Annotated in this window: 22 protein-coding genes and 2 pseudogenes; 15 read left to right on the forward strand and 9 right to left on the reverse strand. The window is 67.5% G+C overall.

From position 1 onward, the window contains the following. Positions 1-93: 93 nt before the first annotated feature. Entirely contained in the window at positions 94-489 is a 396-nt protein-coding gene (locus tag IU450_RS22870; RefSeq protein ID WP_195151784.1) for a hypothetical protein, read from the reverse strand. 358 nt (positions 490-847) lie between these two features. Between IU450_RS22870 and IU450_RS22875 the strand changes: the two genes are divergently transcribed. Continuing rightward, positions 848-1,423, forward strand: coding sequence for a hypothetical protein (locus tag IU450_RS22875; protein WP_195151785.1), 576 nt, complete (start codon positions 848-850; stop codon positions 1,421-1,423). A gap of 41 nt (positions 1,424-1,464) precedes the next feature. On the opposite strand, the gene IU450_RS22880 is transcribed toward IU450_RS22875, so the two are convergent. Continuing rightward, positions 1,465-2,082 carry a TetR/AcrR family transcriptional regulator gene (locus IU450_RS22880; protein WP_195151786.1) on the reverse strand — a complete coding sequence of 206 codons (618 nt, stop codon included), beginning with the start codon at positions 2,080-2,082 and terminating at the stop codon, positions 1,465-1,467. A 143-nt stretch (positions 2,083-2,225) separates the two neighbouring features. Between IU450_RS22880 and IU450_RS22885 the strand changes: the two genes are divergently transcribed. Then, positions 2,226-3,218, forward strand: a complete 993-nt coding sequence (locus tag IU450_RS22885; protein WP_195151787.1) for a Rieske 2Fe-2S domain-containing protein — start codon at positions 2,226-2,228, stop codon at positions 3,216-3,218. After that, positions 3,215-4,300 (forward strand): dihydrodipicolinate reductase, encoded by a 1,086-nt coding sequence (locus IU450_RS22890; protein ID WP_195151788.1) that lies wholly within the window; start codon positions 3,215-3,217, stop codon positions 4,298-4,300. The genes IU450_RS22885 and IU450_RS22890 overlap by 4 nt, the downstream gene beginning before the upstream one ends. A 47-nt stretch (positions 4,301-4,347) precedes the next feature. On the opposite strand, the gene IU450_RS22895 is transcribed toward IU450_RS22890, so the two are convergent. Together IU450_RS22895 and IU450_RS22900 are read right to left on the reverse strand one after the other, a co-directional pair. Further along, positions 4,348-5,631, reverse strand: coding sequence for an IS256 family transposase (locus IU450_RS22895; protein WP_195151789.1), 1,284 nt, complete (start codon positions 5,629-5,631; stop codon positions 4,348-4,350). Between the two features lie 92 nt (positions 5,632-5,723). Beyond that, complete coding sequence (locus tag IU450_RS22900; RefSeq protein ID WP_195151790.1) at positions 5,724-6,371, reverse strand: TetR/AcrR family transcriptional regulator; 648 nt, start codon at positions 6,369-6,371, stop codon at positions 5,724-5,726. A gap of 151 nt (positions 6,372-6,522) precedes the next feature. On the opposite strand from IU450_RS22900, the gene IU450_RS22905 reads away from it, so the two are divergent. From IU450_RS22905 to IU450_RS40990, 4 genes and pseudogenes are all read left to right on the forward strand, one after another. Beyond that, complete coding sequence (locus tag IU450_RS22905; RefSeq protein WP_195151791.1) at positions 6,523-7,185, forward strand: SRPBCC family protein; 663 nt, start codon at positions 6,523-6,525, stop codon at positions 7,183-7,185. Positions 7,186-7,225: 40 nt separating this feature from the next. Then, positions 7,226-7,309 (forward strand): annotated as a pseudogene (locus tag IU450_RS39865) (RidA family protein); the annotation flags it as partial. A gap of 265 nt (positions 7,310-7,574) precedes the next feature. Continuing rightward, entirely contained in the window at positions 7,575-8,795 is a 1,221-nt protein-coding gene (locus IU450_RS22910; protein ID WP_195151923.1) for a lipase family protein, read from the forward strand. A gap of 90 nt (positions 8,796-8,885) precedes the next feature. Further along, positions 8,886-9,530: a hypothetical protein gene (locus tag IU450_RS40990; RefSeq protein ID WP_195151792.1), complete on the forward strand. Its 645-nt coding sequence runs from the start codon at positions 8,886-8,888 to the stop codon at positions 9,528-9,530. 49 nt (positions 9,531-9,579) lie between these two features. Here the strand turns inward: IU450_RS40990 and IU450_RS22920 are convergent, their stop codons facing one another. Next, a complete protein-coding gene (locus tag IU450_RS22920; RefSeq protein WP_195151793.1) occupies positions 9,580-12,042 on the reverse strand; it encodes an FHA domain-containing protein in 2,463 nt (820 codons plus the stop codon). 125 nt (positions 12,043-12,167) lie between these two features. Then, positions 12,168-12,449: a hypothetical protein gene (locus tag IU450_RS22925; RefSeq protein WP_195151794.1), complete on the reverse strand. Its 282-nt coding sequence runs from the start codon at positions 12,447-12,449 to the stop codon at positions 12,168-12,170. A gap of 368 nt (positions 12,450-12,817) precedes the next feature. On the opposite strand from IU450_RS22925, the gene IU450_RS22930 reads away from it, so the two are divergent. Both IU450_RS22930 and IU450_RS22935 read left to right on the forward strand, forming a co-directional pair. Further along, complete coding sequence (locus tag IU450_RS22930) at positions 12,818-13,345, forward strand: ADP-ribosylglycohydrolase family protein (RefSeq protein ID WP_324197782.1); 528 nt, start codon at positions 12,818-12,820, stop codon at positions 13,343-13,345. 199 nt (positions 13,346-13,544) lie between these two features. After that, on the forward strand, positions 13,545-13,712 hold the full coding sequence (locus IU450_RS22935; RefSeq protein ID WP_195151795.1) for a DUF4236 domain-containing protein: 168 nt from the start codon (positions 13,545-13,547) through the stop codon (positions 13,710-13,712). Positions 13,713-13,990: 278 nt separating this feature from the next. On the opposite strand, the gene IU450_RS22940 is transcribed toward IU450_RS22935, so the two are convergent. Further along, positions 13,991-19,471: a carboxyl transferase domain-containing protein gene (locus tag IU450_RS22940; protein ID WP_195151796.1), complete on the reverse strand. Its 5,481-nt coding sequence runs from the start codon at positions 19,469-19,471 to the stop codon at positions 13,991-13,993. A gap of 667 nt (positions 19,472-20,138) precedes the next feature. On the opposite strand from IU450_RS22940, the gene IU450_RS22945 reads away from it, so the two are divergent. From IU450_RS22945 to IU450_RS39885, 6 genes and pseudogenes are all read left to right on the forward strand, one after another. After that, positions 20,139-20,285: a hypothetical protein gene (locus IU450_RS22945; RefSeq protein ID WP_195151797.1), complete on the forward strand. Its 147-nt coding sequence runs from the start codon at positions 20,139-20,141 to the stop codon at positions 20,283-20,285. A 331-nt stretch (positions 20,286-20,616) separates the two neighbouring features. Beyond that, positions 20,617-21,696, forward strand: coding sequence for a saccharopine dehydrogenase family protein (locus IU450_RS22950; protein ID WP_195151798.1), 1,080 nt, complete (start codon positions 20,617-20,619; stop codon positions 21,694-21,696). 76 nt (positions 21,697-21,772) lie between these two features. Next, entirely contained in the window at positions 21,773-22,069 is a 297-nt protein-coding gene (locus tag IU450_RS39875) for an L-rhamnose mutarotase (RefSeq protein ID WP_228834964.1), read from the forward strand. Beyond that, on the forward strand, positions 22,069-23,319 hold the full coding sequence (locus IU450_RS22965) for an alpha-hydroxy acid oxidase (RefSeq protein WP_195151799.1): 1,251 nt from the start codon (positions 22,069-22,071) through the stop codon (positions 23,317-23,319). The genes IU450_RS39875 and IU450_RS22965 overlap by 1 nt, the downstream gene beginning before the upstream one ends. Before the next feature lie 58 nt (positions 23,320-23,377). Then, positions 23,378-23,452: pseudogene (locus IU450_RS39880) on the forward strand (LacI family DNA-binding transcriptional regulator); the annotation flags it as partial. Between the two features lie 338 nt (positions 23,453-23,790). Further along, complete coding sequence (locus IU450_RS39885) at positions 23,791-24,363, forward strand: substrate-binding domain-containing protein (RefSeq protein WP_324197777.1); 573 nt, start codon at positions 23,791-23,793, stop codon at positions 24,361-24,363. Positions 24,364-24,457: 94 nt separating this feature from the next. On the opposite strand, the gene IU450_RS22975 is transcribed toward IU450_RS39885, so the two are convergent. Both IU450_RS22975 and IU450_RS22980 read right to left on the reverse strand, forming a co-directional pair. Then, complete coding sequence (locus tag IU450_RS22975) at positions 24,458-24,661, reverse strand: hypothetical protein (RefSeq protein WP_195151800.1); 204 nt, start codon at positions 24,659-24,661, stop codon at positions 24,458-24,460. 510 nt (positions 24,662-25,171) lie between these two features. Then, the gene (locus IU450_RS22980) at positions 25,172-25,348 is read right to left on the reverse strand and encodes a LysM peptidoglycan-binding domain-containing protein (protein ID WP_195151801.1); all 177 of its coding nucleotides are present in this window, start codon (positions 25,346-25,348) and stop codon (positions 25,172-25,174) included. Position 25,349 lies beyond the last annotated feature (1 nt).

The following is a 25,349-nucleotide window of genomic DNA, read 5'->3' on the forward strand; positions in this document are numbered from 1 at the left end:
CTTTCTGTATCGAACTGCCCGAAGGCAGCGCAGACGTGAGCGGGCAGCGGACACCGGCCGACGGCACAACAACGTCGACCTGGCGCTGACCGATCAGCAGCGAGCGATACAGAATCGCGTGAGCGTGGCCCGGCCATCAGCGACGGGCACCCTCGAAAGCGGTGGGCCACGCACACCTCCCGCAGTGATCCCGCGAAGGCCGACGACAGCGAGAAAAGCCAAGGTCAGCGCGAAAATCAGCAGCTGCGGTACGAGATTCTCCGCGGCGCCGCGCGGCGCCGCCTTGGCGAGGCAGTGATCGAAATGGGCCACGCAATGGCCGTCCAGGACGTCGTCGGTCACCGCATGCCCGTGATCGTCCGCGAGCGAGAGCACGACATGCTCGACGCCCGAGACCGCCGACGCGTGGTGGATATGCACGTGCCCCTGAGTCATCGAGCAATCGACCATCGACACGACGAGCAGCACCGCCGCGAGCAGCGCGACCACGGCGCCGGAAGCCGGGAATCGACCGACGAGCGTCGCCGCGACACGGCCGTAACCGGCCGAGCGTGCCCGGCCCCGGCGGCCCGAGTCGTGGAGGCGTCGCGCCGATGAGGCGGGCAGGCGACCTCGTCGCTGCCCCGTCATCTCGACCGCCATTCTCCCGACACGCCTGCTTTTATACCCCTTAGGGGTATCGCATGCAAGTGTGACCGCTGTCGGTGGAGAAGGTGGCTCCGAGTGTGGCAGCGCGAGCCGGAGCCTCCCCGAAGTGGGAACATCCGCGGGAAGGACGCCGTCCATCGGACCGGGATACCCTCGGCCGTTGCGATTGCCCGAATGCGAAGGCCCGGAGGAGGACTCGATGGGTGCCGAACGTACCGTTCGCGAGGTCGTGGACCTGATCGTCGAACTCGGTCTCATCGATCCGGACATACCCACGCGGCAGACTTTCGTGGCGGAATCGCTCGATGAGCCGCTGACCTACTACGGACACACCGAGCGCAGCGCCGTACTCAATCTGCTCAGCGAGGTGGGTATCCGATACACCTTCGACTACAAGACGTTTCGCGGCATCGATGAATGCACCGACGACGAACGGCGGGAATGGTACGAGTCCGAGCTGGAATCGATTGCCGCCTGTAGCCGCGGCATGGTGGCCGTCACCAACGTCCGGCTGGTCGAGAACGAGACGAAATCGGAGCTCCGGTTCGACTGCAACGGCGTCACCGAGTCGTGGCCGGTCTACCCCGGTGACGACGAAGACGTGGAAGCCTCGCTCGTCTTCGCCACCAACCTCACCGAAATCCACACCGGTCTCGTCGAACGATTCTGTGTCGTGAATCCCCCGGACGAAGACGTCAGCGGAGAAGCCGTTTTCGGCGACCCGGAGGCGCTCAATCGCCTGGGTGCGCCTTTCGGCCTCACCTTCGCGCCATAGATAAGCGGACGGCTCAGGTTGCCCCACACCTGGGGCTGTGGTCAGGTTTCGAGGTAGGCGACGATTCCGCCGATCAGTGCCTGGAGGGCGTCGTCGAGGTTGCCATAGGTGCCGAGGGTGCGTTCGGATGTGATTCCGCGCATGGCTGCCGGGATGAGTGCGGCCACCTGCCGCACTTTGGCCGGGTCGAGTTCGAGATCTGCGAAGGCTTTCTGACAAGCCTTGTCCCAGTTCGGCTTCCACGAAGCGAGTTCGGCGGCGGTGAGCGGGTAGTCGCGTTCGAGTTCGGTGTGGTCGCGGGGGAGGGCGGCGCGGAGGGTTTCGATGGCGAGTGATTCGGGTTTGCGCAGTCCTGCGGCCATCGCGGTGATCATGGCGGTCACTCGTTCGTGCAGTGTGCCGTCGGACTTGATTCCGGCGGGAAGGTCGCCGCGTTTGTCTGCGGTATAGCGCAGGACCGCTGCCCACAGGCCGTCGATGTCGCCGAACTGGTATTTGACGACGCTCCAGGTCGCGCCGATGTCGCGGGCGATCCGGTTGCCGGACACCGCGGCGGGGTCGCCGGTCGCCAGCGTTGCGATCGCCGCCTCGAGCATGCTCTCCCGGGATTGGATCCCGCGCCTGTTGGCACGTCGCCCGCTCGCCGCCGCTTCCGTCACGAGGCTCGAGTTTATCGGCCGGGATCGACGGCTCCTAGTTTCGTAGAACCCTCTTGAATTCTTTCACAGAGGGTTCTACGCTCAGATCGCCGCGTGGCTGGGATTTCAGGAGCCCAGCAGCCCCGGGAGCGTGGAGGATCGATATGGCGAAACCGCCACTGCCGATGGAGCCGACGGGTTGGTTCCAAGTGGCCTGGTGCAGCGAGATCGCGGCCGGTGCGGTGCACAGGATGAAGTATTTCGGGCGCGAGATGGTCGCCTGGCGTTCGACGTCCGGCCGGGTCGCGGTATTCGACGCCTACTGTGAGCACCTCGGCGCTCACCTCGGTTACGGCGGTCATGTGGCGGGGGAGAATCTCGTGTGCCCATTCCACGGCTGGGAATGGAACCGTGCGGGGCGCAACGTCTGCATTCCGTACGAGAGCCATCCGAACAAGGGGCGTCGGATCCGCAGCTACCCGGTGGTGGAGCGGAACGAAGCGGTGTGGATCTGGTACGACGTCGAGGGCCGCGCTCCGTATTTCGAGGTGCCGGACATGTTCGAGGCATTCGGCGACGGCAAGACCGCGGCCGACTACTACCCTCCGGTGCCTGCGGCCACGCTGTATCGGCCGGGGTTGGAGTTGCACCCGCAGTACGTCATGGAGAACGGTGTCGATTTCGCGCACTTCAAGTTCGTGCACAAGACACCGTTCGTCCCGGAGTTCACTCGTCACGACTTCTCCGGTCCCGTCTCCTACGTCGACTTCACCATCGCCTTCGACGAGGGGGTGGCCGAGGACAAGGTCGACAGCGGCGTCGAATCGATCAACGCGGGGTTGGGATGCTCCATCACCAAGAGCTGGGGCATGGTCGACAACCGCACCATGCCCGCGGTGACACCCGTGGACGAAAACACCTCCGACGTCCGCTTCACCGTGTGGATCGGACGCAAACCCGGGGACGACGGCCCCGAGATCACCCGCTACGGAAAGACCATGGCCGGCTTCGTCATCGAGCAGTTCGAGGCCGACGTCCACATCTGGGCCCATCAGCGCTATTCGGATCCGCCCGCGTTCTCGCGCAAGGAATTCGCGGGATTCAAGGCACTACGTGAATGGGCGATGCAGTTCTACATCGAAAGGCCCACCCAATGAACAGCTCCGACAAGGTTCGCGTATTCCAGGTCGCCACCGGCAACCTCGGCACCGAGATGATCGGCCGCATCCAGAGCCATCCCGACCTCGAACTCGTCGGACTGCACTGTTATTCGCCGGACAAGATCGGCCGGGACGCGGGCGAGATCGTCGGCATCGGAACCATCGGCGTGACCGCCACCGGCTCGGTCGAACAGATCATCGCCGCCGAACCGGACGTGCTCACTTTCCACGGGGTGTTCCCCGACGAGGACCTCTACGAGAAAGTCCTCGAGGCGGGCATCAACGTCGTGACCACCGCGGACTGGATCACGGGATACCACCGCGACGCCAACCATCCGCATCCCGCCGGCCGGAAGGTCAGCGAGGTCATCCAGGCCGCCTGCGAGCGGGGCAACGCCACCTTCTACGGCACCGGCATGAATCCCGGTCTGTGCCAGATCCTCGGCATCGTGCACACCGCCGACGTGGCCGATATCGAGAACATCACCGTCACCGAATCGGTCGACGTCTCCTGCCACCATTCCGTCGACACCTGGAAAGCCGTCGGCTACGGTCGTCCGATCGACGACCCGGCCATCCCGGACTCGCTCTACAGATACACCGCCGTGTTCGCCGACTCGGTCTACCTCATGGCCGACGCGTTCGACTTGGAACTCGACGAGGTGAGCTTCAGCTACGAACTCGGCGCCTGCACCGAGGACGTCGATCTCGGCTGGTACTTCCTCCCGAAAGGCTCGCTCGGCGCCAACTACATCAAATATCAGGGGATCGTCGAGGGCGTGCCGCGCGTGGAAACCCACCTCGAATGGCAGATGACCCCGTCCACCGAGCCGGCCTGGAATATCAAGGGCTGCTACATCACCCAGATCACCGGCGACCCGAACATCTATAGCAAACACATGGTCATCCCGCGCAAGGGCACGGATCTGTCCAACCCTGAGAACTTCGCCTCGATCGGCATGACCGTGACCGGGCTACCCGCCCTCAACTCGCTCAGGTCCGTCGTCGCCGCCCGACCCGGCATCATCACCAGTGCCGACCTGCCACTGCGCGGATTCGCCGGACGCTTCAAACTCTGACCGGCGGCGGGGGACTATCTCGCTAAAGGTGTTTCCGGCGGTTTCTCTCAGTAGGTTCGGGCGTCGGGCCAGCGGTCGGCGAAGGTGATCGCGAACGCGTTGACCGCAGGCTTCCAGCGCATCGTCCATCGTGCCCGACCGGCGCCGGTCGGGTCGAGCGAACGAGTCACCAGATACAGGCATTTCAGGGCGGCTTGCTCGGTGGGGAAATGCCCTCGGGCCTTGATCGCGCGCCGGTAGCGGGCGTTGAGCGACTCGATCGCGTTCGTCGAGCAGATCACCCGCCTGATCTCGATGTCGTAGTCGAGGAACGGGATGAACTCATCCCATGCGTTGTGCCACAGGCGGATGATGGCCCCGTATTTCGAGCCCCAGCGTTCGGTCAGCTCATCGAGCGCTGCCCGGGCTGCATCTGCGTTTACCGCGGTATAGATCGGTTTCACGTCCCGTTTCAGCGCGTCCCAGTGCTGGCGTCCGGCCAGCCGGAAGGTGTTGCGGATCAAGTGGATGATGCAGGTCTGCACCGTGGCCAGCGGCCACACGTTGCCGACCACCTCCAGCAGTCCTTTGAGCCCGTCGCAGACCAGGAAGAAGACATCCTTGACCCCGCGGTTACGGATCTCGGTGAGCACACTCATCCAGAACTTCGCGCCCTCCCCACCGCTGCCGGCCCACAGGCCGAGGATGTCCTTCTCCCCGGTCACGGTGACCCCGATCGCGGCATAGATCGGCCGGTTGGCGACTTGACCGTCGCGCACCTTCACGACCAGCGCGTCGATGAAGATCGCGACGTACACCTCGTCCAGGGGTCGGCTCGACCATTCCTGCATCTCCGCGACGACTTTGTCGGTGATCCGGGAGACCGTCTCCTTGGACACCGACGCGCCATAGATCTCAGCGAAATGCGCCGAAATCTCCCCGGTTGTGAGGCCTTTCGCATACAACGACAGCACGATCTCATCGACCCCGGACAATCGGCGCTGCCGCTTGCGCACGATCTGCGGTTGAAAGCTGCCGTCCCGGTCGCGCGGCACCTCGATCGGCACCGGCCCGGTCGTCTCGGTCAACACCGTCTTCGACCTGGTCCCATTACGCACATTCACCGATTCCCGGCCCTCGGGCGCCTGGTTGGGTTCATACCCCAAGTGCTCGGTCATCTCCTCGTTCAGCGCGGTCTCGAGGACGGTCTTGGTGAACTGCTGCAGCAACCCGTCGGGCCCCGTCAGGGACAAGCCCTGCTGTCTGGCCATCCTCACCAACTCCGCCGCTGCCAGCTGCTCGGCCGAGGCCTCGGCCTTCTTCTTCGCCACGGCATCAAGTGTCGTCATCACGGCACCTTCCCGCTGACCATCCGATCAGCGAATCAGGCCGGAAACACCCATAAATCCACAGTCCCGGCGGCGGGGTCAGCTCGGGGTGGCGGTCAGTCTGTCACAAGGGTGTTCAGTTCGTCGGTGAACAGTAGGGCGGGGTCGAACTCCATACCGGTGAAGTGTCCGGCGAGTTCGAGGGAGAGTACGCCGTGGAGCCGGGTCCAGAAGGACACGGCGCGGTGCAGAGTTGTGGTCGCTACCGAGGGACCCTCGGCCCATCGGCGATGGTGTTCGAGGTGGGCGTCGAACGGTGTCGCCGATGGTTGCGACGGCAGCGCGGAGCATGCCTCGATCAGCATCGTCATGATCTCGTTCGAGATCGCGGTGGTGTCACCGGGCGCGTGGTAGCCGGGGACGGGTGTGCCGTAGATGAGGAAGTATCGGTGGGGGTCGGCCAAAGCCCATGTCCGTAGGGCGTCGGCCAGCCCGGCCGGGTCGGCGCCTGAGTCCCGGGCCGTGCGCAGGGTGTCGGCGAGGCTTCGGTAGGCGTCGCGGATGAGCTCGGTGAGCAACTCGTCGCGGCTGGCGAAGTACCGATACAGGGCGGGGCCGCTCATGCCCACCTGCTTGGCGATGGCGTTGAGCGACAGTGCGGACGCTCCTGCCGTGGCGATCTGCTGCCGGGCACACTGCTTGATCTCCGCCCGCATCTGCACTCGATAGCGCTCCCGGGGGCTCTTCGCAGTTGGGTTCGTCATCGACCACTCCCTTCCCGGCTGTGCGCCCCCAGGTTGAGTTAGAGGCTATCACTTTTGCTCTTGCCTCTCACCCACGAGCTGTTATACCTTCTAACAATTGCGAGCAGTAATCACTCGCTTTCGTGCAAGCCCGTCGATGAGGAGCAGACCCATGACCGACATTCGCCCGTCCAGCACGCCGAAGGCACAGGCCGAGACCGGTGCCGCCCGCCGCTCCGGGCGGGCCGCCCTGCTCGGGATCGCGTTGACCGCGGCAATGCTCGGCGCCCCCGCCACCCCGGCTGTCGCCGACGGCCCCGCGGTGGACTCGGCACCGCTGACCTGCGAGGGGAAGGGCATCGACGCCGCCGCCCCGATTCACTACCGGACCGAGACCTTGATCAAGGCGCCACTGGACACCATCTGGAATCTGCAGACCGACGTGGCCCGCTGGCCGTCCTGGCAGAAGCCGGTCGCGAGCGCCGAACGCCTGGATTCGGGGCCGCTGCAGGCTGGTTCGCGATTCCGGTGGACCACCCCCGCCCCCGCCACCGCCACGACCCCCGCGACCACCCTGACCATCACCTCCACCGTCCAGCAACTGCAGCACAATCAGTGCATCCGCTGGAGCGGGCCTGCGATCGGTGACGGGCTGGGCATCGACGGTGGAATCCATGTCTGGACCTTCACCCCGGTGGACGGCGGCGTCCTGGTGCGCACCGAAGAGAACTGGCACGGCGCCCAAGTCGAAGCGAACGTGCCGACCTCCACCCACTTCCTCGGCGCGGGTCTCGAAGCCTGGCTGGCCGACCTGCGGACCGCAGCCGAAGGCTGAGACAACACCCGTCCAGCAGATCGAGCACGTGCCGGAGGCGCCGCCTGCCTGGCTCATCGGGTCCGGCCATCTTTTCGAGCCGGACGTGCTCGTCGAAGTCGAGGCGACTGCCCTCCTGGACTGATCGCGATCGCCGTGTTGCCGGGCCGGGGGAATGAGCGGATCACCGGCCGCTCCAGGACTCCGGCCCGCTGAACGGGTCGGGTGGCCGTGCGTGACATCGCGCGCAAAGTCTCGATTCGCTGGGGCTTCGACTCTCCGCCCGGCGTGTCGCTGAAGGTTTGCTGACGTTGTCGGATTTGAATGCAAGCTGGCTGGTCGACGAATGCCGCCAACTACCCGTGGAGGTCAAGGTCGTGATCCGGCAATTTCTTCTTTCCCGCGGCAGCATGCGCAGCCGTTCAGGTCGGGCCCGCGGTGCGATCGGCGGCGTGGCACTCGGGCTGCTCCTGGCGACGACGGCAACCGCGGAACCGCTGTATCCGCGGCCCGATCCGGACCCTTTCTATGCCGCCCCGGCGGATCTGGCGGAGTACCGACCAGGGGATGTGCTCGGTGTGCGGGCACTGCCGCCGCTGGCGATCTTCCCCGGCTCCACCGTCACGCTGGTCAAATTCCGGTCCACCAATTCGCGCGGAGCGCCGATCGCGGCGACGACCACGGTTCTCACCCCGTTCGGCCAACGGCCCGGCGGGCCGTTGCTGTCGTATCAGCACTTCATCAATGCGCTCGGTACCGGCTGCGCGGTGTCGCACAAGCTGTACGGCGACGATCTGAACCTGACGGTGACCACGCCGATCTTGAACGCGGCGTTGGCGCAGGGCTGGAGAGTCGCGCTGCCGGATCACCTCGGACCGCAGGTCGCTCTCGGGGCCGCGCGTTTGGGTGGCCAGATCGTCTTGGACGGCATCCGTGCGGTGAAGCGGCTGCCGGCATTCGACGTGCAGCACAGCCCAACGGTGATGGCGGGCTACTCCGGCGGCGGCATGGCCACCGCATGGGCGGCCGCGTTGCAGCCGACCTACGCACCGGAGCTGAAGCTGGCGGGCGCGGCCATCGGCGGTGCTCCGATGAACCTGCTGACCATGGCGGAGGCGCTGGGTCTGAACCCGCACCCCTCGTTCGGGTTGGCCATGGCAGCGGCTATCGGTCTGGAGCGGGAGTACCCGGACCGCCTGCCGATCAGCTCCTACCTCAACCCGCGCGGCCTGGCGGTTCGTGACGGCATGGCGAACAGCTGCAGCAACGATATTCTCACCGCGGGCATCGGCGGCAGCGCGGGCGAGTACCTCACCAGCACCTCGATCTTCGACAACCGCGAAGCCCGATCGGTGGTGGAGGAGAACAGCCTGGAACTCTACGCCGGGGTGCCGGACACGCCGATCCTCGAATGGCATTCGCCGGACGACCAGCAGATTTCGGTCGCTGCCATCGAAAACACCGTCCGCCGCTGGTGCGCGGCAGGGGTGCGGGTGCAGACGCTTCGGGTGCCCACGGTTGGACAGGGGCCCGCCATCGAGCATCTGGCCCCTGCGGTTCTGGGGGCACCGGCTGTTATGCAGTGGCTCGACGCCCGGGTTCGCGCAGAGCCAGCCCCCACCAACTGCTGATGAGCGCGGCCTCAGTAGGGCGTGACTTTTTCGCGACCTTTTCGTAATGTATCGGTGACCTATCCTCGACTGTTACTGGTAATCGACACCATGCCTGGTCAACACCGCAAACGAACCGCGACCCGGAAGCTCACTTCCGTGGCTGCGTGTGTCATCGCGGCGACTGTCGCAGTCGTGCTGTGGGCGGCGATGCGACCGAGCACGGTTACTCGGAATGCCGCGACGGTCGATTCGCCTCCATCGTCCATAGTCGGGGCCGTTCCGGCTCCGACCACCGTGCCGCCGACGCCTCAGGCAGCCCCGGCGGCCGCCGCCGAGCAGTCACCACCCTCGGCCAAGCAGGCCCAACAGCACCCGCCCCCACCGCCTCCCGGTGTGCCGTGTTCGACCGAACTCGTCGGCACACGGCCGCACGTGGCACAGGTGGGAAACCTGCTCAAGAAGACGTTCGGCGTCACCGACGTCGGCGGCGCCATCGGCCGTGGCGACGGCGACCACAGTGCCGGCCTGGCGCTGGATCTCATGACATCCGATTCCGCGCGCGGCGACGCCATCGCCGATTTCGTGCTGGCCAACAAGCAGCGTTTCGGGGTGACCTACGTGATTTGGCGGCAGCGGTACAACGACGGCAACGGTTGGTCGTACCTGGAAGACCGCGGAAGCCCGACGGCCAATCATTACGACCATGTGCACGTGTCGTTCGAGAAGTCTGCCGTCGTGGACGTGACCTGCTGATCGTGCGCCGCCGCCGGTACCGCGGCTCGTCCGTACGTGCCGAGCGGCGTCAGATCGTCGCCAGGCGGGCACCGCGGCGCCGGGGGCGCAGCTGGTACAGGCGGTACCAGGCCAGCGCGAGGAAGAGAGCCCCTAGGCCGGCGACGACGCCCATATCGAGGAGCCACGCGCCCATGGTGTGTTTCCACAGCGGGTCGGGTCCGCCCTCATGCGGTGAGAGAGTGTCGAGGTCGAGAGTGGCGGCTCCCGCGCCGAACCCCCAACGGGCCGGCGCTATATAGGACAGTTGCCCGAGGACAGGTGTGCCAGGGAGCCGCACCATCCCGCCGGTGAGCACGAGTTGCGCCATCGAGAGCACGATCAGCAGCGGCAGTGTCTTCTCCGAGGTGTTCACCGACACCGATACCAGCAGGCCCAGCGCCAGCGAGGCGATGCCGAGCAACGCCATCGCCAGGATCAGCTCCACCTCGACCGACGTGAACAGCCCTTTGGGCGGCATACTCACCCCGATGGTGCCGATCAAGACCAGCACCGCCGCCTGGAGGGTGGTGATCACCCCCAGGACCAGGAGTTTCGACATCAGATAGACCCCCGCCGAGAGCCCGGCCGCGCGTTCTCTGCGGTAGATCGTCTGTTCCTTGACGATCTCGCGGATCGAGTTGCCGGTGCCGACGAAGCATGCGGCGAATGCCAGAACCATGAGCTTGGTCTCGGCATCGACATTGGTTCCCGGCGCCCCGACGAACCCCTCGCCGGACGGCACCAGGGCGATGAGGGCGCCGAGCAGCAGCGGCATTACGCCCAGGAGCGCCAAATAGCTTCGGTCCGACGCGATCACCGCCAGGTATCGCCGGCACAACGTGCTGAGCTGGCTCAACTTGGACTGCGGCGCGGGAGGAGGAACCGGTGGTTTGACTTTCGCTGGGCCGACATCGTCGGTCAGTCCGACCGCCACATAGTTCTGGAAGCTCGGTGATGCTCGGAACTCGCCGGCCCAGTCGCGATCCACCTCGCGGTCGAATGCCTGGAACACCTCGGCCCAGCTGCGCTTCCCGAACTGCTGCAACCCTTCTGCCGGGGGCCCGTAATAGGCCAGCCGACCGCCGGGCACCAGAACCAGCAGGCGGTCACAGGAATCGAGATTCGCCACGCTGTGCGTGACCACGATGACGGTCCGACCGTCGTGGGCCAGTTCGGACAGCATTTCCATGACCGTTTTGTCCAGGCCCGGGTCGAGGCCGGAGGTCGGTTCGTCGAGGAACAGCATGGACGGCTTGGTCAGCAACTCCAGCGCGACGCTCACGCGTTTGCGTTGCCCGCCGGAGAGCTTGTCGATGCGGGTGTCGGCGTGCCGCGCCAAGCCGAGTTCCTCGAGGACCTCATCGACCCGCTGCTCGCGCTCCTCGCTGCGCGTATCACCAGGGAAGCGGAGTTCGGCCGCATAGAGCAGGGCGCGCCGCGTCGGGAGCTGGTTGTGCAGGATGTCCTCTTGCGGCACCAGTCCGATCCGGTGCCTGAGTTCGTCGTAATCGGTGTACAGGTCGCGTCCGTCGTAGCGGACCGTCCCCTCCGTCGCCGGCTGCAACCCGGTGACCGCGCCGAGCAGCGTCGATTTGCCCGCTCCACTGGGCCCGATGACGCCGACGAGCGATCGTTCCGGGATCGGGAAGCTCATTTCGTCGAGGAGCACCTTGCCTTCCGGTGTCCGCACCGTGAGGTTCTGCACCGAGACCGACACGGCGCCGGTGTCGACGGACTCCCGCAGTTCGTCGCCGACCAGCCGGAAGGTGGCGTGCCCCATGCCGATCAAGTCGGATTCGGCGAGGTCCGCGGTGTCGACCCGGGAGCCGTTGACGTAGGTGCCGTTGTGGCTGTCGAGGTCGACCACCCGATACGTGCCATCGCCGATCACCTGCACTTCGGCGTGATGGCGGGAGACCATGAGGTCGGGCACGACGATGTCGTTGTCGGCGGCACGCCCGATCCGGAGCTTGGGCGATGTGATCCGGACGGTCGCCAGGGGGTGGGCCATCGGAGACGACGATCGCGATACTCGGCGGGGAAGACCTGGTTCGAACTTCGTGACCGTTGCTTCATCATCGAGGATGTATCCGGGATCGGGGACGACCATCGTGTCTCCACCCGCACCCGCAACGACATCGACATCGGACTCGTGGCCTGTTGCTTCCACCGAGCAGGCCAACTGTTCGCCGTCTACGGCGTGACCGAGCTGGAACGTCTCGTCATGGTCGATCACCATCCGCTCTACGCGGTGACCGTCGAAGAAGGTGCCGTTGAGGCTGCCTGCGTCCTCGATTTCCCAACCGTCCGATCCCCCTTCCAGAACGGCGTGCAGCGAGGAAACCCGGGGATCGGTCACGACAATGTCGGCTTCTGGATCGCGACCGACATTATATGCGCCCCCGGCGCGCAGCCGATAGACGCGTTCCCTGGTCTGCACCACAAGAACCGGCGCTTCGGGGAATTCCGTGGAGGACGAATGATCCGCCATATTCGGAGTATACGACCGAGCCGCAGTGTGCCCGCAATACTCGGGCGTCCGCCATCCCGTCGGGGTGTCCGCTCCGCTCCGGTCTTATGCTCGCCACCGCACCTCGCTGACCAGTGCAAATAGACTCATCGACCCGCAGGGCCGATCACATCCGGCCGACGGAAATCCAGCCGCTGAACGGGCCACCCGGCATGCCGCACGAAGGAATCCCGGCGGAATTCGGAAATCCGAACCCGTCGGACCTCGGGCGCGAGATCGACGCTGAATGTTTCCCGATTCGTTTCCATCGCACTCTCATCTTTGTTATTCCCAGCATTTCCGCCGACGGTGCGGACGCCGATGTCGACCGGCTTTTGCTCCACACGGCCCGTCGACCGCACCGTGCTGCCGCGGGGCGCGTGGCTCAACGGGCGCTGGTATTCGACCGGCGAGTAGGTATGGGCGCGGTGGCGGTCGACGCTGTCGAGTCGAGGTCCGTACCAACCGACGCATATCCGGCACGGCCAGCATCGGGCGCGATGCATATCGACTTGATGCTCGATTCACTGGATGGGCTATCTGTGGGGGCGCGCTGGGTGCGGGATTCCCCATCATGGGCCGCTCGATACCGGATCCGCGCGGAGGCAATCTCGCGGCCGGAGCCGCGTTCGATCACCAAGGTTCCTGTGGCAACGGTGCGGCCATGCGGGGCGCCCCGCTGGGCGCGCCTTCTATGCCGATGATCCGGAAAGAGTTGCCGCCGAGGCGGTCCGGTCGGCGCAGGTGACGCATATGCATCCCGAAGGGAGTCCTCGGCGCGGTCGCGGTCGCACTCGCGGCCGGCCGGGCTGCTCATGCTCGCCTGACCGGGATCCGGCCCACGCCAAAGGAATTCATCACCACCGTCCTCGGCCGCCTGGACGACGGTGACACCAGCCGACTGATCGTCCGTGCTCGCACCATGCTCGGAGCCTCCGCGCAGGAGGCGGCGGATGAACTCGGCAACGGGTCTCTGGTCACCGCGCAGAACACGGTGCCGTTCACGATATGGGTAGCGGCGAAGCATCTGGACGACTACCCGGCCGCGATCACCACATGTATTGCGGCAGACGGTGATATCGACACAACGAGCGCTATCGTCGGCGGGATCGTCGCCGCCTACACCGGCTCCGGAGCTCACCCTGGTCCGATCGTCGGAGTGCCGCAGACGTGGCTTGCCGCGCGAGAACCGTTGCCCGGCTGGCTCGACCCGGTCCGTCGAACCCGACGGCGCAAGAATTCCGGACTCGGTCGCGTCCGAAGGTGGTTATCCGGCGCGTCGTGAGGGTAACCAGCCGATCGATCTCGCTGCTCATCGGCAGCTGCGGAGGTATGGGGCCGTCCGGCCGGGCGAGAGAGCGTTCGCCGCTCGGACACCGGCACGGCGAGTGAGACGGAGGGGGCTGTTTGATCGCTCGTGACCAGGGAAAGCCGTGGGGGATAGCCGGTTCGGATATCCTGAGGACAAGTCAGGGAGGCTGCTCATGCCCATCAAGTACCGCCAGCGCAAATCCTTTGGGCCGCTGAAACTCAATTTCACCCAATCGGGTCTGTCCTCGTGGAGTATCAAAATCGGCCCGTGGTCGTGGAACTCCCGCAGCAAGAAGAACAATGTCGACCTGCCGGGCCCGTTGAGCTGGCGCCAGCGCTGAGCGCACCGGCGCCTTGTCGGCAGGACGGACACGCGGGCACCCGAGGCTGGTGCGACCGGCCTGACCCGGTCCACCTGACCGAATCCGCCTGTTCGCCATGATGTTCCGGGGTGCGCTATCACGCCCGGGTAGACGATGGCCCTGATTCGCCAGGGCTGCGAACGCCATCACCAGGCGTTCGCAGCCTTCCTCCACCTTGCGACCGCCCTTATCTGTTACAGACCCGAGGGCGGCCCCGTCGATCAGGGTGGTCGGCGGGTGGGTACGTGCAGCTTCGATTACGGAGTCCGGGTGGGTTGGTCGGCCAGGCGTGCTTCGATGGCCTCGATGATGCGGGGGCGGAGTTCGGAGGGGTGAATGATGGCGTCGACCGAACCGACCTCGACAGCACGCTGAATGTTGTGCACCCGGTCGAATTCCGCGGCTACCTCGCCGAGCTTTTCCGTGCGGACCGACGAACGGATCTCATCGAGTTCCGCGGTCAGGGCCGCGCGGTCGGTGCCGCTTGCGCTCGCGGCGCGTGTCTCCAGTTCCCGTACTCGCGGGTCGACCGCAGTGCGTGTGTTGACCTCGTGGGAGAACACCACCGCAGCGGCCGGGGCGCCGCCGAGTACCGAGGCGAACGAGCCTTCCAACGCGAGCACGGTCATGTTCGGATTCAGCGCCTTCGAGAACACCACGAAAGCGCCGCCGTGGTATCGGGAGATGACGCAGAACACGATGGGACCGTTGAAGTTCACGATGGCGCGGCCGATCTCGGCGCCGTACTCCAACTGCAGTTTCCGCATCGACTCCGGCGAACCGTCGAATCCGGACAGGTTCGCCAGCACGACCAGCGGCCGGTTGCCGCTGGCGGCGTTGATCGCCCGGGCGGCCTTTTTGGACGACAGCGGGAACAGCGTGCCCGCGGTGTAGGTGTCGGGGCCGTCGGTGGACGGGAAGCCGCGCCGCGGCACACTCCGTGACTCGATGCCGAGCAGGCATACCGGGATACCGCCGAGCCGTGCGTCCTGAACCACGGCGGTGTCGGCGTCGGCCATGCCCGCCCACCGTTCCAGGACCGGGTGGTCCTGATCCGAGAGCGCCCGCATCACCGTCCGGATGTCGAAGGGTTTCTTTCGATCCGGGTTGGCGGTGGCGGAGAAGATCTCCCCGACCGTGGTGAAGTCGCTGTCCGCCGAGACATGCGGGAAATCGGAGACGTCACGATCGACCGGGTCGCTGGTTTGCGACCGGCGCGGTGCCTGCTCCCCGGGAGCGATGTAGGTGTGGTCGTAGTGGGACATCAGCACGTCCCGCGCCGCGGCCAGATTCGGCGCCCAGTACTGGGCCTGGCCGTTGGGGCCCATCACCCGGTCGTAGCCGCCGATGCCGAAGTTGTCCTCGGCCGAGACGCCGCCGGAGAAGTCCAGAGCCTGCTTGCCGGTGAGCACCATCGCCGAGTCCGGGGTCATCACCAGAATGCCCTTGGTGTGCATGAGCATCGTCGCCTCGGCGTTCCAGTACGGCTGCGCGCCGACGTTGATGCCCGCCACCACGATATTGATCTCGCCGCCGTCCTGGGTGAACTCGACGATCCGCTTGAGCGCGGCGGCCACCCAGTCCATGTTCTCGGTGCCCGACTGCATCGAGATCCGGGCGCCGGAGGACAGCGCGTACCACTCCAGCGGTACCCGCATCGTTTCGGCCAGGTCCAGGGCGGCGATCACGCGGCGGCACTCGCCTTCGGACAACGCGCCGAGCGATTTGGTCGGATCGCCGAGCAGCACCACCCGGGTGACGCCCTCCGGGTGCTGCTCGGTCGGCGTGGTGACCACACCGGCGACGATCGCCGCCTTGTTGCGCCCCTTGGGCCGGTCGACCGGCACCAAGGTGTGGTCGGCGTCCAGATCGTATTCGGAGAACTCGCCGAGCAGACTTGTCAGCTCGTAGGGGTAGACGGTGTTGCGGCTCGCCGCCCGGAGCACTTTCTGCCGGTACTCGTCCAGAGGCTCGACCGGGTTGTCGGTGCGCTCACCGATCGTGACCTGAGTGCCGGTGGCGTCGAAGGACATACGCACGGCGACCTTGACCAGCTCGCCGGTCTCCGGGGTGCGATGCCGGGCGATGAGCAGGATCTCCTCCAGCCCTGCGCCCAGAGTGGTCGGCTGGATGCGCTCGACGAGGGCGTCCAGCTCGGCGCGGGTGATGTCGAGCGGAGGCCAGATGTACATCACGATGCGGTTGGTGTGGAAGCGGGCGGCCGAGGACCGCAGCGACCGCGCCCGGCGGATCGAGTCCAGGCACGCGGCGATGGTGTTCTCCGCCGTCGGCAGCGCGAGCAACCGGCCGTCGTGGTCGCGCAGCGCGGTCAGGTCACGTACCTGCGTGAACGCGATGAGGCGCTCGTCGGCCGGGTTCTCCTTCGCCACGCAGCGGAAGAGGTAGACCTCCTCGTCCGAGGACGGCTGCCGGGTGAGGTCGAACTTGTGCAGCCGCGTCATCTGCATCCGCTGCGCGATGTACGGATGCAGGCCACGGATCAGCCGCTCCTCGGCCATGCCGGTCACCGACGGGCGGAAGGTGAAGTGATGGTGCATCACCGCGCCGCTGCTCCCGGCGACGGTGGCGGTGATCCGGTGCACCTGGTTCGGCAGGGGCCGCGCGGCGAGCGCCTCGTGCAGCGCGGCGGCCATCGCATCGAAGCCCTCGGGCTGCTTCTCCCAGCTCAGGTAGATGTCGGCCTCGATGGACGCGGCGCCGTCGGCCAGCTCGGCGAAACCGTTCAGCACGGTGTCGAGGGCGTCGAACCGCACCGCGGCCGAAACCAGGCTGGTGCCCTTGCGTTCGGCGATCACGAAGGTGCAGCCGCCCGCCTGCTGGGTACGGACGCTGGTGAGCCCTTTGTTGCCGTAGTAGCGGCGGGTGAGCACCTCCAGCATGACGGTGTTGTCCACGCCGCCGTGTACCAGGCGCTGGCCGAGCAGCCGCACCAGCGGCTCGGTGCTGCGCACCATCTCGGCGATGCGGTCGTCGCGATCGGGGGTGTCCGGGTGCGCGTCCAGATGACGCAGGTGCTTGCGGACGGTGTTGTACACCTCGGCGCGATTGCGCCGCAGCAGCGGCTGGCCGTACCAGGCGTACACCAGGCCGCGGGCGAGGTCGGCGATCACCGGGAAGCGCACCTGTGTCGCGCCGACCAGCCGTTCCAGCGCCAAGCCGACGGGCTCGCGCAACGCCCGCTCCGGAACCGGCTCGCGCAGCCACTCGCGCAGCAGCGTGGTGATGACCTCGACGGTGTCCGACGGCCGCTGCTGGGCGAGGAAGATCCGGAAGACCGCGGCCTCGAGGTCGGGCGTGCGTTCCAGATCCGTGACGCCGTAGTGGCCGAGCGCCTTGGCGAGCTTGGCGCGGTAGGACTCCGGCAGCCCGGCCCGCTCCACGTCGAGGCTTCGCATGTAGGTGTGGAAGTACTCGCGGGCGCTGTGCACGTGGCTCTGGCCGCCGCCGTCCTCGTCCCACGAGCGGTTGTGGCTCAGTTCGGCGAGGTCGGCGAACACCTGAACGAGTTCGACCTCCTCGCCGAGCGGCCTGCGGTTGTCCGCCACGGCCGCCCGGCGCGCGGTGAGGTAGTCGCCGAGGACGCGGCGGTCGTCGTGCGGGTCGACATCGAAGCCGAGCAGCAGGCTGCGCAGGTCTTGCAGAGTGCGCGCCACCCGCTCGTGCGGCTGAGCGGGCGCCGGCTCGTCCGGCAGATCCAGTTCGACCGCCGCCACGGCCGCGCCGTCGGCCTCCTCGCCGTCCTCGGCGAGGGGCTCCAGCCGCAGCAGCGGCGCGCCCGTCTCCACCTGGCTGCCGACGGTAACCGCGCACTCCTTCAAGCGGGCACGGAACGGCGCGCGCAGCACCGTCTCCATCTTCATGCTCTCCAGCACCAGCACGGGCGCACCCGCCTCGACCTCGGCGCCGACCTCGAGCGGAGTGGCGACGACCAGCGCGGGCGCGGGGGAGCGGACGACACCACCCTCGTCCCGGCTGATCCGGTGCGTCACACCGTCGACGTCGACCAGGTGGATCGGTCCGTGCGTGCCGGTGGTGAGGCGGTACCGGGTGCCGTTGACCACGATCTGCCCGGTGTGGTGGTCGAAGCGTTCCAGATCCACGTCGGCGATGCGGAGATCCCCGCCCGCCTCGACGCCGACCCGGAACCGGTGCGCACCGACACGCGCGACGCGCACCCGGTAGCCGACACCGCGCAGCTTGAGGTCGTGCGGCCGCCCGCTCTGGTGCTGCACCTGCGGACGTCCGCCCGCGGCGGTGGACAGCAGCCGGTCCCGCTCGACCCGCTCTTCCTCCTCGTAGGCGTCGATCGCGGCAGCGGCCACCGCGACGGTGGAGTGGCGGTGCGACACGAGACGGCCCTCGCCGCGCACCCGGTCGATCCAGCCCGTGTCGGCGACCGCGTCGATCACCTCGGGCTGATCGAGCAGGTCGAGGACGAAGCTCTTGTTGGTGGCGCCGCCCTCGATGACCACTCGGGTCTGCGAGACCGCCCGGCGCAGCCTGCCCAGCGCCTCGTTGCGATCGCGGCCGTAGGCGATGATCTTGGCGATCATGGAGTCGAAGTCCGCGGGGATGGTGTCACCTTCGCTGACGCCGGTGTCGACGCGGATGCCGGGCCCGGCGGGCAAGTCCAGGCGGGCGATGCGGCCCGGGGCAGGTGCGAAGTCGCGATCCGGATCCTCGGCGTTGAGCCGCGCCTCGATGGCGTGGCCTCGCTCCGCCGGGGGCTCGCCCTCCAGCCGGCCGCCGGAGGCCACGTGCAGCTGCGCCCGGACCAGGTCGAAGCCGGTGGTGGATTCGGTGATCGGGTGTTCGACCTGCAGCCGCGTGTTGACCTCCAGGAAGGCGAACAGCTGGTCACCGGGGTGGTACAGGAACTCGACGGTCGCCGCGCCACGGTATCCGACCGCGATCGCCAGCCGCTCGGCCGATGCTTTGAGTTCGGCGGTCTGCTCGGGGCGCAGCACCGGTGACGCCGACTCCTCGATGATCTTCTGGTTGCGGCGCTGCACCGAGCAGTCGCGCACGCCGAGGGCCCACGCGGTGCCCTGACCGTCCGCGATCACCTGCACCTCGACATGGCGCGCCCCGGTGACCAGCCGTTCCAGGAAGACGACACCGCTACCGAAGGCCCGCGCGGCTTCCTGGCGAGTGCGTTCGTAGGCGTCGACGAGTTCGGCTTCGTTGGTGATCACCCTGATGCCGCGACCACCGCCACCCGCGGTCGCCTTGAGCATCAGTGGGTAGCCGATCTCGGCCGCGGCGGTCAGGGCGGCGTCCACGGATTCGACCGCGCCCCGGCTCCACGGCGCGACCGGCACGCCGACCTCCTCGGCGATCAGCTTGGCGCCGATCTTGTCGCCGAGCTTGCGCATCGCCTCCGGGTCGGGGCCGATGAAAGTGATCCCGATCTGCTCGCACAACTCCGCGAACGCCGGGTCTTCCGCGACGAAACCCCAGCCGACCCAGGCGGCATCCGATCCGGTGGCCACCAGGGCACGTTCGAGTGCCTTCAGGTCCAGGTAGGGGCGTGCGGACGCGGGACCGAGGTCGTAGGCGATGTCGGCTTCCCGCACGAACGTCGCCGTCCGGTCCACATCGGTGTAGAGAGCGACGGTTTCGATCGGTCGCGCGGTCTCTGCCGCCAGATCCCGGACAGCGTGGATAAGGCGCATGGCCGCCTCTCCCCGGTTCACGATGGCGATCCGATTGAACACTCGCCTGGCTCCTTTCTCTCCGATGCGTCGGCCCGGTCGACGGGCTTGCCGATCGCGGCTCTGCGTAGTGTGCACTTCGAGTCCTGATATATACACAGCGTCCGGGTATTACTCGCCCGTATACCTGTATTACTCGCCGTATACGTGGTCGAGCCGTCCACTACTCGCAGCCGCGTCCGCCGAGCTCGGGGCCTGGCGGGCCCGATGTAGCGACTCCCGAGACGGGCCGGCCACCAGCGTTGCGAACACAAACCACATTAGGCCCCAAGTGCCTGAAGTGGGTGGATCAGACCATGCGCAGTACCGCGCGGCGTCGGGGTGGACGAGCCGCCACCGCAACCGCTCCGAACGCCTGCGCAGTTGGCGGGCGAGGCCGGTCATGGTCAGGTGCTGTTTTCCTTCGGCGAACTCGAATGCCTTGTGGAGCCGCCTGGGAACCTCGATCGAGAGTGCTTGTCCAGACCGGTTGATCGGTCGGAACGGTCGGTCGGAAATGTCGAACGCTCCAGCGTCCGGTGAACGTACCCGTGTCAGGGCTGGTCCAGGCCCCTTCGGTGAATGGTCCGCCTGATCCGGCTACGGGGCCGACGAGCGGTGCGCGCGGTTATCTCCGCGTCGATGAGCGGAGGTAGGTGTCCGGCGCGGCGTTGCGCGCGACACTGAGCCCATGACCACGCCATTCGAAGATCCCAACGAAAGTCCGCTGTTCGTGCCGCCCGACGCCGACGATCCGGTCGAAGCTCTCGCCGAAGCCATAATCCTCGGCGACGAACACTGGATCCGCATGCTCGGTGTCGAGGAGTCGACCGACTGAATGCCCGGCTGCGCTTCGGGCCGCGCATCGGATGCGCGGCTGCGTCATATCATCGGCCGGAGCATGCGGAACTTGCTCTGTGGTGAGCGATTCGAGGGTTCCTGCGCGTCGACGTGCGGTCATTGTCCGCGCCCCGCGACACTGCTGTGGTGTGCCAACGACGGGGTGATCGCGTCGTTCTGGCGCACCGTCCCCGGGGGCTGGCTACCGCGCTCGCCGAGGAACTGGTGCACCCGTCATGATGGCGAGTCGGGATATCGCATTCGCCGCGGCGCGACCGCGATTTCACCGTGGCCACTTCGACCGACGAACAGAACGTAGGTGACTGCCAATGCCGAAGATCGTGTTGTTCGGCGCCACCGGGTACACCGGCCGCTTGACCGCCGAAGCCCTGATCGCCCGTGGCGCCGCCCCCGTGCTGGCCGCCCGCAACGCCACCGCGCTCGAGAAGCTGGCCGCCGACCTCGGCGGCGCGCAGACCGCGGTCGCCGATGTGACCGACCCGAGCTCGGTGCAGGCGCTGCTGGGCCGGGGCGACGTGCTGGTGACGACGGTCGGGCCGTTCCTGCGCTACGGCGAACCCGCGCTGGCCGCGGCCGTCGCGGCGGGCGCGCACTACTTCGACTCGACTGGGGAAGGCCCGTTCATCCGCGCTGTGTTCGACCGCGACGACGAGGCGCGCAAGGCGGGGGTGGGACTGCTGACCGCGTTCGGGTTCGACTACGTGCCGGGCAACCTGGCCGCCGGTCTCGCCATACGCGAAGCGACGGACGCGGTCCGCGCGGACATCGGCTACTTCATCGCCGGCCCCGGCACCAGCGGCGGCACCCGTGCGTCCATGGCCGGGATGCTGTTCGAACGCGGCTTCGCCCTCCGCGGCGGCCGGGTCGTGTCCGAGCGGACCGGTGCACGGATCCGCGCCTTCGACGTCGCCGGTCGCCCGCGCACGGGAGTTTCGATCCCCGGTTCGGAACATCTCGCGCTGAGCCGCGCCTATCCGCGACTGTGTGAGGCCGACGTCTTCCTCGGCCTGCCACCGTTAGCCGCTCGTGGCCTGCAGGCCGGATCATTGCTCGCCGGCGCCGTCGCACGACTGGAGCCGGTGAAACAGCTCGCCGAGGGTGCGCTGGAACGCATCGTGAAGGGCTCGACCGGCGGCCCGGGACCGGAAGCGCGGGCTCGCACTCGCTCCTGGGCGGTCGCCGAAACATTCGATGACACCGGCCGTGTCCTGGCGTCGGTGACACTGGCCGGGGGCGACCCCTACGACTTCACCAGCGCGATCCTCGCCTGGGGTGCGCAGACCGCGCTGGACGGCGGGCTGCTCGGTACCGGCGCGCTCGGCCCGGTCGACGCGTTCGGCCTGGACGCGCTCACCACCGGCGCGGCCGATGCGGGGTTCAGCCGATAAAAGGGTGCGCCGCGGCGGCCGAGCTGCTCGGTGACTGCACCGTAAATTGAAACGCTTCAACGAGGCGGAGACCCCGATGCCCGACACCACCGAACGAGTCTGCTTCCTGCTGGCCCTGCGCCCGGAGCGGATCGACGACTACCTTGCCGCGCACACCACGGTGTGGCCGGAGATGCTGGACGCGCTGCGGGCGCTGGGCGAAAGGGTGCTGGCAGGACCGGTGGAGGCGACCTCGCTCGGCAACATACTGGTGCAGGCCCGCACGCACGGGCTGCTGCACGGCGACGTGGACGCGCTGCGGGCCGAGGTGGCCACCGCGTTCCCGCCGCAGCGGCACGCGCCGCGCACCGAGCCCGGCAGGAAGGCAAGCTGATGAAACGACAGGTACCCCGGCCCCGCGATCTCGCGGCGCTGCTGCGGTTCCGCAAACCGCGCCTGAACGCGACCCGACGCCGCCTCGACGCCGCGTTCACCATCGAGGACCTGCGCCGCATCGCCCAGCGACGCACCCCGCGGGCAGCCTTCGACTACACCGACGGGGCCGCCGAGGCCGAGATTTCGCTGGACCGTGCGCGGCAGGCGTTCTCGGACATCGAGTTCCACCCGGCGATCCTGCGCGACGTGTCCAAGGTGACCACCGGGTGGGAGGTGCTCGGCGGGCCCGTCTCGCTGCCCTTCGGCATCGCCCCCACCGGGTTCACCCGGATGATGCAGACCGAGGGCGAGTACGCGGGCGCCCGGGTGGCCGGGCGGGCCGGTATCCCGTTCTCGCTCTCCACCATGGGCACCGCGTCCATCGAGGACGTGGCCGCCGCGAACCCGCACGGCCGCAATTGGTTCCAGCTCTACATGTGGAAGGACCGGGACCGTTCCATGGCCCTGGTGGAGCGGGCCGCCGCGGCGGGATTCGACACCCTGCTGGTGACGGTGGACGTGCCGGTGGCGGGCGCCCGGCTGCGCGACACCCGCAACGGCATGTCCATCCCGCCCGCGCTCACCCCGGCCACCGTGCTCGACGCCTTGCCCCGGCCGCGCTGGTGGATCGACTTCCTCACCACCGAACCGCTGGCTTTCGCCTCGCTGGACCGCTGGTCGGGCACCGTCGCCGAACTGCTCGACTCCATGTTCGACCCGACGGGGAATTTCGAGGACCTGGCCTGGATCCGGGACCAGTGGCCGGGCAAGGTGGTCGTCAAGGGCATCCAAACCCTTGCCGACGCCCGCGCCGTCGTGGACGCGGGCGTCGACGGCATCGTGCTGTCCAACCACGGTGGGCGCCAACTCGACCGCGCCCCGGTGCCGTTCCACCTGCTGCCCGAGGTGGCGGCCGAACTGGGCCGCGACACCGAGATCGTGCTCGATACCGGCATCATGTCCGGCGCCGACATCGTGGCCTCCATCGCGCTCGGTGCGCGCTTCACCCTCATCGGCCGCGCCTACCTCTACGGCCTCATGGCGGGCGGCGAAGCCGGTGTGAGCCGGGCGGTGGAGATCCTCACCGGGCAGGTGGAGCGCACGATGCGCCTGCTCGGCGTCACCTGCCTGGAGGAGTTGACGCCACGGCACGTCACGCAGCTGACCAGACTTGCCCCGCGCCCGGTGCCTGGCCGAGATCGGGGGTGAGCATTACGGGCGAAGTGCCGGCACAGGCACGGAGGAGGTGCGAGCACCGGTGGTGAGCATGCGGGAGGTCGCCGCTGCGGCGTCGGTGTCGGTCGGCACCGTCTCCAATGTGCTGAACACTCCCGACAAGGTCGCCCCTGCCACCGTGCAACGAGTGCTCGCCGCCATCGACCGCCTCGGCTTCGTCCGTAACGACGCGGCCCGCCAACTCAAGGCAGGCCGCTCCCGGTGCGTCGGCCTGGTGGTGCTCGACATCAGCAACCCGTTCTTCTCCGACGTGGCGCGCGCCGCCCAGCAGCGCGCCGCCGAACACGATCTCTTGGTGCTGCTCGGCTCCAGCGACGACGACCCGCGCCGCGAGCGCCTCTACCTCGAAACCTTCGACGAGCAGCGGGTTTTCGGGCTCATGATCTCCCCGTCCGGCCAGGCGAGGATCGGCTCACCGCACTGCGCAATCGCGGTGTGCCGGTTGTGCTGGTCGACCGCGACGGCCATGGCACCCCGTTCTCCTCGGTCGCCGTGGACGACGTGGCCGGTGGTGACCTGGCCGTGCGCCACCTGTGCGCGACCGGCCGCCGCCGCATCGCCGTCGTCGGCGGCCCCGCGTCGCTCTCGCAGGTGGCCGACCGCCGCACCGGCGCCGGCCGCGCCGCCGCCGAACACCCCGGCGTCCCCTCACCATCATCGATACGCCCGCCCCCACCGTTCTGGCCGGCCGCGATGCGGGTGAGCGCATCGCCGCGCTGCCCGCGGGTGGACGCCCCGACGCGGCTTTCTGCGTCAAACGACCTGCTCGCCATCGGCGTCCTCCAGGCCCTCGCGTTGCACGGCGTCGCCGTGCCCGCAGACGTGGCGCTGGTCGGTTACAACGACATCGATTTCGCCCCGTCCGCCATCGTCCCGCTCACTTCCATCCGCCAGCCGCGCGCCGAGATCGGCTCCTCGGCCATCGATCTGCTGGTCGCGGCGGCGGACGGCGGGGGAGAGCCGGAACACATCTGCTTCCGTCCGCACCTGGTCGAGCGCGCCTCCACCATCGGCTGATCGGCCCGATAATCCGACTGGCGCCAAAGAGATTCGACCGTTGAGGTAGACCGCCGGCCGAGGTGCGGCAGCGGGTCGGCGTCTGTTGTGGGCGTCAGCCGTTCTCGGTGACGGTGGTGTCGGGGTGGCGGCGGCTGGTGTCGGGCTTGACGAAGTGACCGGTGATCGCCGAGCGGTCGCGCCGGTTGTCCCCGTCGTGCGGCTCGTCCTCACCGAGGGTGGTCTTCGGGTTCTCGGCTGCGGTCTGCTCGCTCACATATTCACCGGTCTCGGCGGAACGATGGCTGCTCTCGGCCATGGGGTCCTCCTTCGAACTGTTCGGTCGATACCCCGATCAGGGCGGGGTGTGTTCAGTCCTTACCGAATAGCACGCACGAGCAGTGAGAAACGTCTGCCGAGAAATGATTTCCGTTCCGGCGTCGTAGCTTGCGGCCTCGGCCTCGTGACGGCGTGCCGGCGCAGCTCAACCGCCGTCTTTCTCCGCAATTGCTCGTGGTTGTGCCGGCGTTCCCCCGGCTGCGCACCGAAGCTGCGGCGTCGGACGACGCTCTGGGCGACACGGGATCTCGCGATCGCGAGACATCGTCACCGAGTTCGGAGACAGCCTGCGCCGCTCGGCCGATCGTCCAACATGCGCGAACCCTGCATGAATCGACAGACGACTGGTTCATTACCCACGCCGAGTTGCCTCCAACCACGTGGATGGAGCGATGTGCGGAGGGATCGATCTGCTGCACAAGCGCACTCGCGAAGGCGCGGCCTCCAGCACCGACTCTGCGACTATTCGGCATCCGGTGCAGCCCGCCGTTCAGGCGAGGTTGGACCGCACGGGGAGCATGATCTCCTGTCCGACTCTGATCAAGTTCGGGTTCGCGATGTCGTTGAGGTCGGCGATCGCCTGGAGGAATCTCAGATCGCCGTACTTCTTCTTGACGATCCCCGACAGGGTCTCGCCCGCGACGACTGTATGTCTTTCCGCTGCCATG

Origin of the sequence: Nocardia abscessus, from assembly GCF_015477775.1 — a bacterium.
Lineage (GTDB): Bacteria > Actinomycetota > Actinomycetes > Mycobacteriales > Mycobacteriaceae > Nocardia > Nocardia abscessus_A.

Coding starts and splice junctions, on each gene's coding strand:
- IU450_RS22875 (WP_195151785.1), top strand. CDS start 848: ATGGGTGCCGAACGTACCGTTCGCGAGGTCGTGGACCTGATCGTCGAA.
- IU450_RS22885 (WP_195151787.1), top strand. CDS start 2,226: ATGGCGAAACCGCCACTGCCGATGGAGCCGACGGGTTGGTTCCAAGTG.
- IU450_RS22890 (WP_195151788.1), top strand. CDS start 3,215: ATGAACAGCTCCGACAAGGTTCGCGTATTCCAGGTCGCCACCGGCAAC.
- IU450_RS22900 (WP_195151790.1), bottom strand. CDS start 6,371: ATGACGAACCCAACTGCGAAGAGCCCCCGGGAGCGCTATCGAGTGCAG.
- IU450_RS22905 (WP_195151791.1), top strand. CDS start 6,523: ATGACCGACATTCGCCCGTCCAGCACGCCGAAGGCACAGGCCGAGACC.
- IU450_RS22910 (WP_195151923.1), top strand. CDS start 7,575: ATGCGCAGCCGTTCAGGTCGGGCCCGCGGTGCGATCGGCGGCGTGGCA.
- IU450_RS40990 (WP_195151792.1), top strand. CDS start 8,886: ATGCCTGGTCAACACCGCAAACGAACCGCGACCCGGAAGCTCACTTCC.
- IU450_RS22920 (WP_195151793.1), bottom strand. CDS start 12,042: ATGGCGGATCATTCGTCCTCCACGGAATTCCCCGAAGCGCCGGTTCTT.
- IU450_RS22935 (WP_195151795.1), top strand. CDS start 13,545: ATGCCCATCAAGTACCGCCAGCGCAAATCCTTTGGGCCGCTGAAACTC.
- IU450_RS22945 (WP_195151797.1), top strand. CDS start 20,139: ATGACCACGCCATTCGAAGATCCCAACGAAAGTCCGCTGTTCGTGCCG.
- IU450_RS22950 (WP_195151798.1), top strand. CDS start 20,617: ATGCCGAAGATCGTGTTGTTCGGCGCCACCGGGTACACCGGCCGCTTG.
- IU450_RS39875 (WP_228834964.1), top strand. CDS start 21,773: ATGCCCGACACCACCGAACGAGTCTGCTTCCTGCTGGCCCTGCGCCCG.
- IU450_RS22965 (WP_195151799.1), top strand. CDS start 22,069: ATGAAACGACAGGTACCCCGGCCCCGCGATCTCGCGGCGCTGCTGCGG.
- IU450_RS22975 (WP_195151800.1), bottom strand. CDS start 24,661: ATGGCCGAGAGCAGCCATCGTTCCGCCGAGACCGGTGAATATGTGAGC.
- IU450_RS22980 (WP_195151801.1), bottom strand. CDS start 25,348: ATGGCAGCGGAAAGACATACAGTCGTCGCGGGCGAGACCCTGTCGGGG.